Source organism: Pseudomonas sp. MEJ086 (genome assembly GCF_030209025.1).
GTDB lineage: Bacteria > Pseudomonadota > Gammaproteobacteria > Pseudomonadales > Pseudomonadaceae > Aquipseudomonas > Aquipseudomonas fulva_A.
Genome location: NZ_JARVSV010000008.1, coordinates 520562 through 534558, shown reverse-complemented (window position 1 = coordinate 534558; position 13997 = coordinate 520562). Strand labels below are relative to the sequence as shown.

Annotated in this window: 11 protein-coding genes; 3 read left to right on the top strand and 8 right to left on the bottom strand. The window is 64.1% G+C overall.

The genetic code is table 11. The annotated features are described in order from the left end of the window. Nucleotides 1-113: 113 nt before the first annotated feature. From tfpB to QRN22_RS07675, 3 genes are all read left to right on the top strand, one after another. A complete protein-coding gene (gene tfpB, locus QRN22_RS07685) occupies nt 114-1898 on the top strand; it encodes a type IV pilus assembly ATPase TfpB (RefSeq protein ID WP_042552323.1) in 1785 nt (594 codons plus the stop codon). A 48-nt stretch (nt 1899-1946) separates the two neighbouring features. Beyond that, nucleotides 1947-3554 carry a methyl-accepting chemotaxis protein gene (locus QRN22_RS07680; protein ID WP_042552322.1) on the top strand — a complete coding sequence of 536 codons (1608 nt, stop codon included), beginning with the start codon at nt 1947-1949 and terminating at the stop codon, nt 3552-3554. Between the two features lie 104 nt (nt 3555-3658). Then, nucleotides 3659-3961 carry a DUF2388 domain-containing protein gene (locus tag QRN22_RS07675; RefSeq protein ID WP_082045714.1) on the top strand — a complete coding sequence of 101 codons (303 nt, stop codon included), beginning with the start codon at nt 3659-3661 and terminating at the stop codon, nt 3959-3961. Nucleotides 3962-4008: 47 nt separating this feature from the next. Here the strand turns inward: QRN22_RS07675 and gcvH are convergent, their stop codons facing one another. The 8 genes from gcvH to QRN22_RS07635 all read right to left on the bottom strand — a co-directional run bounded on the left by gcvH (nt 4009) and on the right by QRN22_RS07635 (nt 13992). After that, on the bottom strand, nt 4009-4392 hold the full coding sequence (gene gcvH, locus QRN22_RS07670) for a glycine cleavage system protein GcvH (RefSeq protein WP_042552321.1): 384 nt from the start codon (nt 4390-4392) through the stop codon (nt 4009-4011). A 133-nt stretch (nt 4393-4525) separates the two neighbouring features. Continuing rightward, nucleotides 4526-5620, bottom strand: a complete 1095-nt coding sequence (gene gcvT / locus QRN22_RS07665; RefSeq protein ID WP_042552320.1) for a glycine cleavage system aminomethyltransferase GcvT — start codon at nt 5618-5620, stop codon at nt 4526-4528. A 206-nt stretch (nt 5621-5826) separates the two neighbouring features. After that, nucleotides 5827-7443 (bottom strand): ABC transporter permease, encoded by a 1617-nt coding sequence (locus QRN22_RS07660; RefSeq protein ID WP_042552319.1) that lies wholly within the window; start codon nt 7441-7443, stop codon nt 5827-5829. Nucleotides 7444-7551: 108 nt separating this feature from the next. Continuing rightward, complete coding sequence (locus QRN22_RS07655) at nt 7552-8553, bottom strand: extracellular solute-binding protein (RefSeq protein WP_042552318.1); 1002 nt, start codon at nt 8551-8553, stop codon at nt 7552-7554. A gap of 139 nt (nt 8554-8692) precedes the next feature. Then, nucleotides 8693-11128 carry a TonB-dependent siderophore receptor gene (locus tag QRN22_RS07650; RefSeq protein WP_052493750.1) on the bottom strand — a complete coding sequence of 812 codons (2436 nt, stop codon included), beginning with the start codon at nt 11126-11128 and terminating at the stop codon, nt 8693-8695. Between the two features lie 118 nt (nt 11129-11246). Further along, complete coding sequence (locus tag QRN22_RS07645) at nt 11247-12182, bottom strand: FecR domain-containing protein (RefSeq protein ID WP_042552317.1); 936 nt, start codon at nt 12180-12182, stop codon at nt 11247-11249. Between the two features lie 3 nt (nt 12183-12185). Next, nucleotides 12186-12686 carry a sigma-70 family RNA polymerase sigma factor gene (locus QRN22_RS07640; protein ID WP_042552316.1) on the bottom strand — a complete coding sequence of 167 codons (501 nt, stop codon included), beginning with the start codon at nt 12684-12686 and terminating at the stop codon, nt 12186-12188. 85 nt (nt 12687-12771) lie between these two features. After that, nucleotides 12772-13992 carry a 2-octaprenyl-3-methyl-6-methoxy-1,4-benzoquinol hydroxylase gene (locus tag QRN22_RS07635; protein WP_042552338.1) on the bottom strand — a complete coding sequence of 407 codons (1221 nt, stop codon included), beginning with the start codon at nt 13990-13992 and terminating at the stop codon, nt 12772-12774. Between the last annotated feature and the right edge of the window lie 5 nt (nt 13993-13997).

Here is a 13997-nt window from a genome sequence, read left to right as displayed (position 1 = left end):
CCGCGCGCAGAGCCTGCTCAAGCTTTGAACCGGCTCTTAGTCAACGTCGCCGCAATCGGGCATGCTGACGGTTCGCACGGAGCACACCCTTTACCGGATCCTCAGGAGCCCGCATGTCCAGCCTCTCGCCTCAAGCCCCCGACCGCCTGTTGGACCTCAACGAGCTGCTGCGTGAACTGGTCGCACAGGGGCGAATCGCCCAGGAAAGTGCCGAGCAATGCCTGGCGATCCGCCGCAGCGGTGCCAGCAACGACCTTCATCCGCTGGAGTTCCTGGCAGCCCAGCAACTCGACGACCTGACTCGAGCGGGCCGCAAACTCGATCTGGAAGGGCTTACGCAATGGCTGGCGCAGCATGCCGGGCAGCCTTACCTGCGCATCGATCCACTGAAGATCGACGCCGCAGCGGTCACCCCGCTGATGTCCTACGCCTTCGCCCAGCGCCACAAGATCCTCGCCGTCGCGGTGAACGCCGAATCGGTGACCATCGCCAGTGCCCAGCCCTTCATGCATGGCTGGGAAGCCAACCTCATCCACGTGCTGAAGCGCTCGATCAAACGCGTGGTGGCCAACCCGGCGGACATCCAGCGTTTCACCGTGGAGTTCTATCGCCTGGCCCGCTCGGTCAGCGGCGCGACCAACAGCGACGCGAAGATCAGCAACGTCGGCAACTTCGAGCAACTGCTCAACCTCGGAGCCCAGGATCAGGAACCCGACGCCAACGACGCCCACGTGGTGAACATCGTCGACTGGCTGTTCCAGTACGCCTTCCAGCAGCGCGCCAGTGACATCCACATCGAGCCGCGACGTGAACAGGGTAGCGTGCGCTTTCGCATCGACGGTGTGCTGCACACCGTCTACCAATTCCCTGCCCAGGTGACCATGGCCATCGTCAGCCGCCTGAAGACGCTGGGGCGGATGAACGTCGCCGAAAAGCGCAAACCCCAGGACGGCCGGGTGAAAACCAAGACACCAGCCGGCAACGAGGTCGAGCTGCGCTTGTCGACCCTGCCGACCGCCTTCGGCGAGAAGATGGTGATGCGGATCTTCGACCCGGACGTGCTGCTGCGCGGCTTCGACCAACTGGGTTTCAGCCCGGACGACCTCAAGCGCTGGGAAAGCATGACCCGTCAGCCCAACGGCATCATTCTGGTTACCGGCCCCACTGGTTCGGGCAAGACCACCACGCTGTACACCACGCTCAAGCAGTTGGCGACCGACGAGGTGAACGTGTGCACCATCGAAGACCCCATCGAGATGATCGAGGGCGCCTTCAACCAGATGCAGGTGCAGCACAACATCGACCTGACCTTCGCCAGCGGTGTACGCGCGCTGATGCGTCAGGACCCGGACATCATCATGGTCGGCGAGATCCGCGACCTGGAAACCGCCGAGATGGCCATCCAGGCGGCACTCACCGGCCACCTGGTCCTGTCGACCCTGCATACCAACGATGCGCCAAGCGCCATCACCCGCCTGCTCGAACTGGGCGTGCCGCACTACCTGCTCAAGGCCACCCTGCTCGGCGTCATGGCCCAGCGCCTGGTGCGCACGCTGTGCCCGCATTGCAAGGCACCGCTGGAACTCGACGAGGCAGACTGGCAAGAACTGACCCGGCCCTGGAACGCCCCCCTGCCAACCGGCGCGCACCGCGCCGTGGGCTGCGTGGAGTGTCGGGAAACCGGTTATCGCGGGCGCGCCGGGGTGTACGAGATCATGGTCCTGAACGACAGCCTCAAGCCATTGATCAGTGCCGACACCGACCTCACCCCACTGCGTCGCCAGGCCTTCAAGGACGGCATGCGCAGCCTGCGTCTGTCCGGCGCGCAGAAGATCGCCGCCGGCCAGACCACCATCGAAGAAGTGTTGCGCGTGACACCGCAAAGCGAGCAGCGTTAATCTCCGCTGAACGGGCTCAACGGGCCCGATTCAGCCAGGAGCGGCGCCATGAACATCCGCCAGAAGATGCTTGCCTGTGGGGCCGTCAGCATCATTGCCACGCTTCTGGTGGGGGGCATCGGCCTTTGGGGGCAGGCGCTGCTGAGCGATGCTCTGGTCGCCAACGAAGTGAATGCCAATGCACTGCGCAATCACATGGACGGCGACATGATGCACGACGCCCTGCGTGCCGATGTGCTCGGCGCGTTCCTGACCGCTCCCGGCGACAGCGCTGCAGCCACGCAGGTGCGCGACGATCTGCAGGAGCACAGCGATCGCTTTCGCCAGGCAATGGCAGAAAACGCCAAGCTGCCGTTGGCAGCCGACATTCGCCAGGCCATCGATGAGCTTGGCCCGGTTCTCGAGAACTATATCCAGTCCGCAACCCGCATCGTCGGGCAGGCCCTCGTCGACCCGGCGGCAGCACGCACGCTGATGCCCGAATTCTCGCGCAGCTTCGGTGAACTGGAAGAGCGCAACGAGGCGATCAGCGCGCAGATCGAGGCCAGCGTCGCGCAGACCCGCACGGACACCGAAGCCATGGTGCGCCAGGCCTCCTGGTGGCAGTGGAGCAGCCTGGGCCTGGCGTGCCTGCTGATCCTGTGGATAACCCGACGCCTGCTGCAATCGGTCCTGCAACCGCTGGCGAAAATCATCCATGCAGCGCGCACCATGGCTCAGGGCAACCTGAGCACGACCATCAGCGTCGACAGCCAGGACGAGGCCGGGCAATTGCAGCAGGCCCTGGCGGAGATGCAGGCCAGCCTGCGCCGAATGATCGAGACCATTCGTACCGAGAGCGAAGAACTTCGCAAGGCCTCCCACAACCTCAGTGAAACCTCCGGTGAAGTCGCCAGAGGTGCCAGCGAGCAGGCTGACGGGGCGACCAGCATGGCCGCCGCCATGGAACAGATGATTGGCAACATCGCCCAGATCGCCGAACACACCCGCAGCGCCCGAGACATTTCCGAACACTCGGAGCACCTGATGAAAAGCGGTGGGCATGTGATTCTCGGTGTGGTCGACGGCATGAATCACATCGCTGACGCAGTCAACCAGTCGTCCCGGACCATCACCGCACTCGGCCAGTCATCCGAGGAAATCAACTCGATCATCCAGGTGATCCGAAGCATCGCCGAGCAGACCAACCTGCTGGCGCTCAACGCCGCCATCGAGGCGGCACGCGCCGGTGAAGCCGGGCGTGGCTTCGCCGTGGTGGCCGACGAGGTACGCAGCCTGGCAGCGCGCACAGCGCAATCGACCCAGGAAATCACCGGCATGATCCAGCGTATCCGCGAGTCCACGGTACAGGCGGTAAAAAGCATGGACTCGGGGGTCAGCCGGGTTAACGAGGGCGTCGGCATGGCGCAACAGGCCAATACCTCCATCAACGAGATTCGCCAGGGCGTACAGCGCTCGGCGCAGATGGTCGACGAGATCTCCCACACCATCACCGAACAATCCAAAGCCAGCAATGAAGTCGCCGAACGGGTGGAGATGATCAGCGAGGTCGCCCAGCGTAACAACCAGGCCATGCAGGAGCTGGCGAGCATGCTGGTGCAGATGGACAACTCGGCTCAGGCGATGCAGGCCTCGGTGCGACGTTTCGAGCTGTAAGCGAGGCTCTGCGCTGTGGTACCAGCGCTCTCAGGATGAACAGTGGAACCAGTAACCCGGGCGCGCACTCTCAAGGAATAGAAAAACCAACAGGAGTTACCGCTATGCGCCGTCTAAGTTCGTTGCTGTTCGCTGGCCTGTTCCTGGCCGCATCTTCCCAGGCATTCTCTGCCAACCTGCGCGATATCCTGTCATCGGGTGCGACCACTGCGTCGACCTACCTGACGTTCAAGGACAACAAGATGATCATCCCTGCGCAGGACGATGCCAGCAGCTACATCGCCAGCAATGGCGAGATCCGTGGCCCGTACCTGGAAGCGGCACTGCAGAAGATTCGTGCGGATCACCCCGATCTGCAAGCCAGCGATCTGGAGCTGGCCACGGCGATTCTCACTGCCCAGCAGTGACGGAGAAGCCGGCCAAGGGGCCGGCTTTTTCATGCGCCTTCGATGGCTCAGCCGTCGATGCTGGCTTCATAACCGGCGCTGTCGAGCAGCTTCTCCAGTTGTGCGGCATCGCTGGGCTGCAGCTTGAAGAACCAGCTGCCATATGGATCGTTGTTGACGCTTTCCGGGCTGTCGGCGAGCGCTTCGTTGATCGCGATCACTTCACCACCGACCGGTGCATAGATGTCGGAAGCGGCTTTCACCGATTCAACCACACCGGCTTCCTGACCGGCGTCCAGCACCTTGCCGACTTCCGGCAACTCGATGAACACCACATCACCCAGAGCTTCCTGAGCATGATCGGAAATGCCCACGGTTATGCTGCCGTCGGCCTCGAGTCGCGCCCACTCGTGGCTGGTGGCGTAACGCAGATCGGCGGGGATAGAGCTCATGTTGTCGTTCCTCATCAGACAGGACGGCGACCGCGCCGTCAGGGAAATTTAGCAGGTGCGCACAGGTTGCATCCAGCCGCATGTAGCGGCCGCGTCTGGCCAACCATCGCTCGACCAGATTCAGCCGACCGTATCAGATCAACACTTTGCCGTGGCGGACGAAATTCGGCTGCACGACGCGCAGCGGGTACCACTTGCCGCGGATTTCCACCTCGGCGCGATCCCCTGTCTTGGCCGGCACTCGGGCCAGGGCGATGGACTTGCCCAGGGTGGGCGAAAAGCTGCCGCTGGTGATTTCACCTTCGCCCACGCCATCGACTCGCACGACCTGATGAGCACGCAGCACACCGCGTTCTTCGAGCACCACGCCAACCAGACGTGAGTGCGAGCCATCCTGATGCTGACGCTGCAGCGCTTCGCGGCCGATGAAGGCACGCTCAGCCGGCTCCCAGGCCAGCGTCCACGCCAGGTTGGCAGCCAGCGGGGAAACCTGCTCATCCATGTCCTGGCCGTAGAGATTCATGCCGGCCTCCAGGCGCAAGGTATCGCGCGCGCCCAGGCCGATCGGCGAAATACCCGCGCCGACCAGGTCATTGAAAAAGGTCACCGCTTCGCCAGCCGGCAACATGATTTCCAGACCATCTTCACCGGTGTAGCCGGTACGCGCGATGAACCACTGACCATCGGGCAGACCCTGGAACGGCTTGAGTTCGTGGATCAGGCTGGCACGGGCCTGGCTCACCAGTTCGCTGGTCTTGGCGCGTGCCTTGGGCCCCTGGATGGCGAACATCGCCAGATCGCTGCGCTCGTGCAGCTCGACAGCGAAATCGGTGCTCTGCGCGCGCATCCAGGCCAGATCCTTGTCGCGGGTGGCCGCGTTGACAACCAGCCGGTAGCTTGGCGCATCCGATGCATCGAGGAGATAGACGATCAGATCATCGATCACGCCGCCCTCTTCGTTGAGCATGGCGCTGTAAAGCGCCTTGCCCGGCGCCTGCAGACGTGCCACGTCGTTGGCCAGCAGGTGCTGCAGGTAGCCCCGGGCATCGCTACCCAGCACATCGACGACGGTCATGTGCGAGACATCGAAAACCCCGCAATCGCGGCGCACCTGATGGTGCTCCTCGACCTGCGAGCCATAGTGCAGCGGCATGTCCCAGCCGCCGAAGTCGACCATCTTCGCGCCGAGCGCGAGGTGCAGGTCGTAAAGAGGTGTGCGCTGTCCCATGGGATCTCCTTCCGGGCGTTGCAAGGCCGTGGCGCGCACTGATCGGGCCACTCCGGCACAGACGGAGATGGGCACATGACGGGCCGCAGCGAATGGCGCGCATTGTAGCCGCATGGTCGAAGCCGGTCATCTTGGACATTGGCAGGCCTTGTAACAAAGCCCGCAGGACACGCCATGAGGCAGCCCGGCGCCTGCCTGGCGACCGTTTATCCGATTCGCCGGGCCGAGCGGCGAATCAGCAGAATCACCGGCAACAGCCCCACCAGCACCAGGGTCAGGGCCGGTAACGCAGCCCGAGCCCACTCCCCCTCGCTGGTCATTTCGAAGATGCGCACGGCCAGCGTGTCCCAGCCGAAAGGCCGCATCAGCAATGTGGCGGGCATTTCCTTGAGCACATCGACGAACACCAGCAACCCGGCAGACAGCGCGCCGGGCATCAGCAACGGCAGATAGACCCGCAGGAACAGCGGCACGCCGCCGACGCCCAGGCTGCGCGATGCCTGGGGCAGCGAAGGACGGATGCGCGCGAGGCTGTTTTCCAATGGTCCGTAGGCCACTGCCAGAAAGCGGATCAGGTAGGCCAGCAATAACGCCCCCAGGCTGCCGAGCAGCAGGGCCTTGCCGGTGCCACCCAGCCAGGTCGAGAGGGGGATGACCACCCCGTTATCCAGGGTGCTGAAGGCCAGCATGATCGCCACGGCCAGCATCGAACCGGGTAGCGCATAACCGAGGTTGGCCAGACCGACGGTGGCGCCCATCAGCCGCGTGGGGGCCAGACGCCGGGCGAACGCCAGCAGCAACGCCACGGACACGGTGATCAACGCTGCCGCAGCGCCCAGATACAGGGTGTGCTGGATCAGTGCCAGGTAGCGCTCATCCAGATCGAAGCGCCCGCGCTGCCAGAACCAAACAAGCAGTTGCAGCACCGGGATTAAGAAACCACAGGCGAATACCAGCAGGCACCAACCACTGGCCGCAAACGCTCGCCATCCGCTGAGGTGGTACAGCGCGCCACTTCGCGGTCGCTCGGCGCAAGGCCTTACGGCTCCACGCGCCCGACGCTCGCCATAGAGCACCAGCATCACCGCGAACAACAGCAGGCAAGCCAGCTGCGCGGCGCTACCCAGGCTGTAGAAGCCATACCAGGTCTTGTAGATGGCCGTGGTGAAGGTATCGAAATTGAAGACCGACACGGCGCCGAAGTCGGCCAGGGTTTCCATCAGTGCCAGCGCCAGCCCGGCGCCGATGGCGGGCCGCGCCATCGGCAGGGCGACCCGCCAGAAGGCCTGCCAGGGCGAATGACCGAGGGTACGGGCGGCTTCCATCAGCCCCCTGCCCTGGGCCAGGAACGCGTTGCGAGCAAGCAAGTAGACGTAGGGGTAGAAAACCAGCACCAGAACGATGATCACCCCGCCAGTGGAACGCACCCGCGGAAACCGTATACCCGTGCCGAACCACTCGCGCAGCAAGGTCTGTACCGGGCCGGAGAAATCCAGCAGACCGACGAACACGAAGGCCAGCACGTAAGCGGGGATGGCGAATGGCAGCATCAGCGCCCAATCGAGCCAGCGCCGCCCGGGAAACTCGCAGAGACTGGTCAGCCAGGCCAGGCTCACGCCCAGCAGGGTCACGCCAACGCCTACGCCAAGCACCAGGATCAGGGTGTTGCCGATCAACCGCGGCATCTGCGTCTGCCACAGGTGCGACCAGATCTGCCGATCCACCTCGTGCCAGCTGACCAGTAGAACCAGCAGGGGCATGAGCACCAACAGGGCCACGGCGAAGGCGATGGGGTACCAGCGACGCTGGGCAGGATGAGCCACGCAAACTCCTGGAAAACGCAAAGCAAGACGCCCCGTACAGGCCGGGGCGTCGAATTACGGATGCCTGAGGAGCGGGTCGACGGCTCGCTCAGGCACAGCGGTCAGTCATCAGTTCCAGCCAGCGCGGTCCATCAGGCGGATGGCTTCGGCCTGGCGCTTGCCTGCCACTTCCACGGCAATGCTGTCGGCCTTGAACTCGCCCCAGGAGGCGACTTCCGCGGATGGCTTGACCGCTGGATTGGCCGGAAACTCCTTGTTGGCGTCGGCGAAGATGTTCTGCGCCTCGGCACTGGTCATCCACTCGACCAGCTTTTGAGCGGCCTCAGGGTTCGGCGCATTCTTGGTCAGGCCGACACCGGACAGGTTGACGTGCACACCGCGGTCCTGCTGATTCGGCCAGAACAGCTTGGCCTTGAGATCAGGCTTCTGCTCGTGCAGGCGACCGAAGTAGTAGGTATTGACGATGCCAACATCGCACTGGCCAGCGGCAACGGCATTGATCACCGAGTTGTCATCGGGAAACACGTCGGTGGCCAGGTTGTTGATCCAACCCTTGACGATCTCTTCGGTCTTGGCCTCGCCATGGGTCTCGATCAGCGTGGCGGTGAGCGACTGGTTGTAGACCTTCTTGCTGGTGCGCAGGCACAGGCGACCTTCCCAGTTCTTGTCGGCCAGCGCTTCGTAGGTGGTCAGCTCGCCATCCTTGACGCGCTCGGGCGAGAACACGATGGTCCGTGCGCGCAGCGACAGGCCAGTCCACGCACCACTGGCGGCGCGATACTGAGCGGGAATGTTGGCGTCGACGACGCTGGATTTCATGGGCTGCAGAATGCCCATCTGTTCGGCCTGCCAGAGGTTGCCGGCATCCACGGTGAGCAGCAGATCCGCCGGCGTGTTCTCGCCTTCGGCCTTGATACGCTCCATCAGCGGCGCTTCCTTGTCGGTGATGAACTTCACCGCGACCCCGGTCTTGGCGGTGTAGGCATCGAACACCGGCTTGATCAGCTCATCGATACGCGAGGAGTAGACGACCACTTCATCGGCCGCCTGCACAGCGCTGGCGAGCGTACTGAGGGTGAAAACAGCGAGAAGCGCACGGCGTACCGACATGGCAAGAACCTTATGGAAGCTGAAAGAGCGGTGATGATAGTGACTCTCATCTACGCCGCACACTGCCAGGTCATTGCCGGATATTACCGCCGTCGCCGAACGTCGAGTGCCCACGTCCCCGTGAGCACCCGATAACGCATCAGTAGTTGTATTGCAGGCTGGTCATGACATTGCGCGGTGCGCCATACAAGCCTGCTGCCGTGGTGGTGAGGTACTCCTTGTCGAACAGGTTGTTGAGGTTCACCGATGCCGACAACGCCGGCGTGAGCTGGTACTTCGCCATGAAGTTGACCAGCGCGTAGCTGCTCTGCGTGGTCGCATAGCTGAGGTCGTAGCCACTCTCGCTCTGCCAATTCACACCACCACCAACGGTGAGCTTGTCCAGGGCGCCCGGCAGCCGATAGCTGGTGAACAGCTTGACGCTGTTGCGCGGGATCTCGGTGACGATCCGCTTGTCGTCGTCATTGAAACTGACGCTGTAGGAGTAGCCCCCCGTGAGCTGCCAACCGTCGGCGAGTTCACCATTGACCTCCAGCTCCACACCCTCGCTGGTCGTGCCGTTTTCCGCCTTGTAGGCCTGGAAGCCACTGGGCTGCAGCAGGCTGCCGTTGGCCACCGCAAGGTTGTCCTGCTCGACGCGGAACACCGCCAGGCTGCCGTTGAGGCGGCCGTCGTAGAAGTCGGCCTTCAGCCCGAGCTCGTAGCCAGTGCCTTCCTGAGGATCCAGAGGCGTGCCGTTGACGTCGCGGATGTTGGCGTTCTGCGGGTTGAAGATCTGCGTGTAGCTGGCGTAGGCCGTCCAGGTGTCATCGAGGTCGTAGACGAAGCCCGCGTAGGGAATGACGATGCCGGTTTCGGTACGCTCCGTCTTGCTGGTGGCGCCACCATACAAGCGGCTTTTGCTCTCGCGATTCCAGTCCACCACGCGCGCGCCGAGGATCAGGCTGGCTGCATCGGTCAGGTGCCAGCGCGACGTCAGGTAGGCGGCATACTGGGTTTCGGTCAAATCGCTCTCGCCGATCTTGTTGAACACCGGTTTCGGCGCCTGGCCGTTCCAGCCATAGATGTTGTCGATGCTGCCGGCATAACTGGAGCCCGGGCGTTGCCAGCCTCCGTAGTTGGACGTTCCCCGCTCCTCGAGACGCGACAGGGTCACCCCGCCGATAAGCTCGTGCTCGCGCCCCAGCAGCGGGAAGAAGCCGGTCAGATAGGCGTCGAGATTGTCCTGCTCGGGCGTCGCCTGCCAGCGGGTCGGCATGATGTAGGCACCCGAGCCGGTGGCCGGATCGATCAGGCCATCCATGTAGCTGACCACGGTGTCGTAATCGTTGCGCGCGTGGCTGTACTCCACCTTGCCGCTCCAGCCATTGGCGAACTGCTGCTCGACGGAGGTGAACAACGTGCTCTGCTGGCGATCGTAGTACGTCCAGTCAGGCGAGCTGTTGAACGAGCGCTTGATGTCGGTTCTTTCGCCGCTGGTGGTGAACAGCGGAAAGCCGGTGCGCATCGGCGCGTTGCTGTTGGTCGTTTGGTGGCTGAAGCCCAGGGTCAGCAGGGTGGATTCGCTCAGATCCAACTCGGTGATGCCGTAGACGGTACTCACCTCCTGGCTGAAGCGGTCGATCCAGGCGTGCTGATCCTTGTGATCGACGACGAAACGCCCGCGCACGTTGCCGCTCTCGGTCAATGCGCCACCGACATCCACACCCAGGCCATAACGATCCCAGCTACCGGCTTCGGCCGACAACTGCACCTTGGGCTCGATGCCCGGGCGTTTGCGAATCAGGTTGATGGTCGCGGACGGGTTGCCCAGGCCGCTGACCAGGCCCGTGGCACCACGCACCACCTCCACACGGTCGTACATGGCGGTGTTTTGGGTGTAGTTGTCCATGCCCGCCGAGGTCGGTACACCGTCGATGGCGAAGTTGCGAATGGCGAAGCCGCGCGACAGATAGGTGGTGCTGTCGGCCCCCAGACTTTCGCGAATCACGGTGATGCCGGCAGTGGCATCCAGGGCATCGGTCAGGCTGTCGAGGTTCTGGTCATCCATACGCTGGCGGGTCAGCACGGTGACCGATTGTGGCGTCTCCTTGAGTGACAGGTTCAGGCGCGTCGAGCTGCTGGACGATTCCGTGGTGTAGGAGCCCGTGCCCTCGGTGGTCGAACCCGGCGCCTTGCCGGAAATGCTCAACGCAGAGAGCTCAACTCCTTGGCCCCGACTGGCAGGTACCAGCACATAACTGCCGTTGCCCTGGCGCTGAGCCTGCAAACCGCTGCCCTGCAACAGACGCGAGAGTCCTTCGTCGACGCCGTAATCGCCCTGCAGGCCCGGTGAGTCGAGCCCTTCGGTCTGCACGGCAGCGAATGAAAGCGTCACCCCGGCGACCGTTGCGAACTGGCTCAGCGCGGTACCCAGCGAGCCAGGCGCAATACGGTAGCTCTGCACCCCTGCCTCCTGCGCCAGGGCGTGGCTCGGCAAGGCGCAGAGCATGGGTATCGGCGCACCGGCCAGACCGAACAGGGCCAGGTGAACGGCGCGGGCCATCGGCTTGGCTGGCGAGAGAAAGCGGGGCATGGTCATTTCCTTGTCATGGGCTGGGCAGATCCGCGGCGATGCAAAACCGCTTCATGTGCTTGGCCGAATGAGAATGAAAATCGGCAACCCCGGATGGCTGTTTTTTTTGCAGGCCCGATCAGGCAGCCTCGATTCGCGCCCAGTAACGACTCAGGTAACGCACTCGAATCGGCAGCGAGGCGCCCAGGTTTTCCAGAATGATGTCCGTGTCGTCGATCCGGAAAGCACCAGAGAGGCGCAAGTCTGCCACCGCGTCGGCACAGCTGAGATAGCCGGGACGGTAGCGCCCCAGTTCGGCGACGAAGGCATCCAGGCGCCAGTCGATCACCGTCAGCATGCCCTGCGCCCAGGCACCTGCTCCCGGCGGCAATGCGCTGGGCGTGCCGACCGCAGCGGCCTCCACAGCGACTCGCTGATTGGCGCCGATATGCACTGCCCGACCAGGTTGCCGGGCCGCACGCACTTCGACCTCATCTTCCAGCACCGCAACCTGAGTGCTGTCGCCCTCGCAGCGCACGCTGAAACAGGTACCCAACGCCCGTACACTGCCCTGCGCGGTATGCACCACGAAAGGCCGTCCGGCCGGATCGGCAGCGGTACGCACGAGTATCTCGCCGCGATGCAACTGCAGTTGTCGCAGGCTGGCGTCGAAACGGATATCCACCGCTGTCGCGGTATTCAGATCCAGCACGCTGCCATCGCTCAGTTGCAGGTGACGACGCTCGCCAGTGGCCGTGCGCTGATCGGCAAGCCAGTCCTGAGTCGGCGCCAGGTCGAAGGACGCCCAGCCTGCGGCCCCGGAGGCGAGCAGCAGGCCCAGGGTCTTCAGCACCGCCCGTCGCCGCGCCCGCACACCGTCCAGCGCGGGCAGCGCCACATCCGCAGGCAGGCCGCCGAGCTGATGCTGCAGGCGCTCCACCCGTGCCCAGGCCTGGCGGTGCCCGGGGTGCTGCGCGAGCCACTCGCGATGCGCCAGACGCTCGGCCTCGCTCGGTGGCGTGGCATTCAGCTGCACATACCAGGTGGCGGCCGCTTCCAGGGTCTGGCGATCCATGGCTCAGTCTTCCATCAGCAACAGGCAGTGGGTCATGGCGCGGATCATGTGCTTCTTCACCGTGGTCACCGACACGCCGAGGCGCTCGCCGGTAGCCACATAACTGAGTCCTTCCAGTTGCACCGCCAGGAAAATGCGCCGTGTGCGCTCACCAAGACCGTCGAGCATGGCATCGACCGCAGTGAGGGTTTCGAGGATCAGCAGACGGGTCTCCGGCGAGATGTCCATGGGCTCGGGACGCAGCGCCAGTACATCGAGATAGGCCTGCTCGACGGCCTGGCGGCGAAACTTGTCGATCATCAGCGCGCGGGCGATGGCGCTCAGGTAAGTACGCGGCTCGCGGATGGCCTGCACGTCGCGGGCGCTGAGCACCCGCACAAAGGTGTCCTGAGCCAGGTCGGCGGCATCGCTGGCATTGCCCAGGCGTGCCCGCAGCCAGCCCTTGAGCCAGCCGCTGTGTTCGCTGTAGAGAAGATGCAACGCGGAATGATCCGGGCCGGACATGGCAGCACCAGGGATAGAGATGATAATGCATCGCATTGTCTTCCAGCCACAGGTATGACGCAAGGCCGAACACCCGGTATAGCGCCTAGCGGGCCCTGGCCAGATCCGGCAGATCGCCGCTCAAGCCCAGCGCCTGGCGCACGAACAGCGCCTTGGCCTCGTCCAGGCCATCGACCAGCCCCAAGCCGGTGTTGCGCAGCAAGCGCAGCGTCAGTGAGTCGCTCTGGAACAGCCGCTGAAAACTCTCCATCGCCGCCATCATCGCCAGGTTGTGCGGCATGCGGCGGCGCTCGTAGCGGCTCAGCACGCGCTCGTCGGCAAGCCGCTCACCACGCCCGGCTGCCTGCGCCAGCACCTCGGCGAGCACCGCGGCGTCGAGAAAGCCGAGGTTGACGCCCTGGCCGGCCAGCGGGTGGATGGTGTGGGCAGCATCGCCAATCAGCGCCAGGCCGGGTTCGACATAGCGCTTGGCGTGGCGCTGACGCAGCGGAATGCACAGGCGTCGATCCACTTGCAGTACCTGGCCCAGGCGGTATTCGAACGCCTGCCCCAGGGCCGTGGAAAACTCATCGTCAGCCAGCGCCATCAAGTGGCTCGCTTGCTCCGGCGTGGTCGACCAGACGATCGAACACCAGTGCTCGCCATCGCGCTCGCCCAAAGGCAGGAAGGCCAGCGGGCCGTCGTCGGTGAAGCGCTGCCAGGCGGTGGCCTGATGCGCATCGGCACAACGCACGCTGGTGACGATGGCGTGGTGCAGGTAATCCCACTCGCGGGTTTCACAACCCGCCAGACGACGTACCGCAGAGTTGGCGCCATCGGCCGCGACCACCAGCGAGGTACGCAATTCGCGGCCGTCGGCCAAGGTCAGCAGCCAGTCGTCACCGGAGTGGCGCAGGCGCTCCAGCCGCGCGTCGGCGAGCAGACGAACATCGCTGGCATGCAGGCGCTCGAGCAACGCGTCCTGCACCACGCGATTCTCGACGATATGGCCGAGCATATTGGCATGCACGCTGGCAGCGCTGAAATGGATGCTGCCGGTGCCGCTGCCATCCCACACGCGCATTTCGCTGTACGGGCAACTGCGCCGCGCCAGCACGCCGGGCCAGGCGCCAAGGCGTTCGAGGATGCGCTGGCTGGCCATCGACAGCGCACTGACCCGAGGCTCGTAAGCAGCGTTGCCCTCGAACGGCTCGACCTGCAGCGGCCCGCCGTCCAGCACCAGGCAATCCAGCCCCTGCTTGCGCAGGGCCAGCGCCAGGGCGCTGCCGACCATTCCGGCACCGACGATGATCATATCTGCACGCATGTCGT

Coding starts and splice junctions, on each gene's coding strand:
- QRN22_RS07645 (WP_042552317.1), bottom strand. CDS start 12,182: ATGGATCGCCAGACCCTGGAAGCGGCCGCCACCTGGTATGTGCAGCTG.
- QRN22_RS07640 (WP_042552316.1), bottom strand. CDS start 12,686: ATGTCCGGCCCGGATCATTCCGCGTTGCATCTTCTCTACAGCGAACAC.
- tfpB (WP_042552323.1), top strand. CDS start 114: ATGTCCAGCCTCTCGCCTCAAGCCCCCGACCGCCTGTTGGACCTCAAC.
- gcvH (WP_042552321.1), bottom strand. CDS start 4,392: ATGAGCTCTATCCCCGCCGATCTGCGTTACGCCACCAGCCACGAGTGG.
- QRN22_RS07650 (WP_052493750.1), bottom strand. CDS start 11,128: ATGCCCCGCTTTCTCTCGCCAGCCAAGCCGATGGCCCGCGCCGTTCAC.
- QRN22_RS07635 (WP_042552338.1), bottom strand. CDS start 13,992: ATGCGTGCAGATATGATCATCGTCGGTGCCGGAATGGTCGGCAGCGCC.
- gcvT (WP_042552320.1), bottom strand. CDS start 5,620: ATGGGACAGCGCACACCTCTTTACGACCTGCACCTCGCGCTCGGCGCG.
- QRN22_RS07680 (WP_042552322.1), top strand. CDS start 1,947: ATGAACATCCGCCAGAAGATGCTTGCCTGTGGGGCCGTCAGCATCATT.
- QRN22_RS07655 (WP_042552318.1), bottom strand. CDS start 8,553: ATGTCGGTACGCCGTGCGCTTCTCGCTGTTTTCACCCTCAGTACGCTC.
- QRN22_RS07675 (WP_082045714.1), top strand. CDS start 3,659: ATGCGCCGTCTAAGTTCGTTGCTGTTCGCTGGCCTGTTCCTGGCCGCA.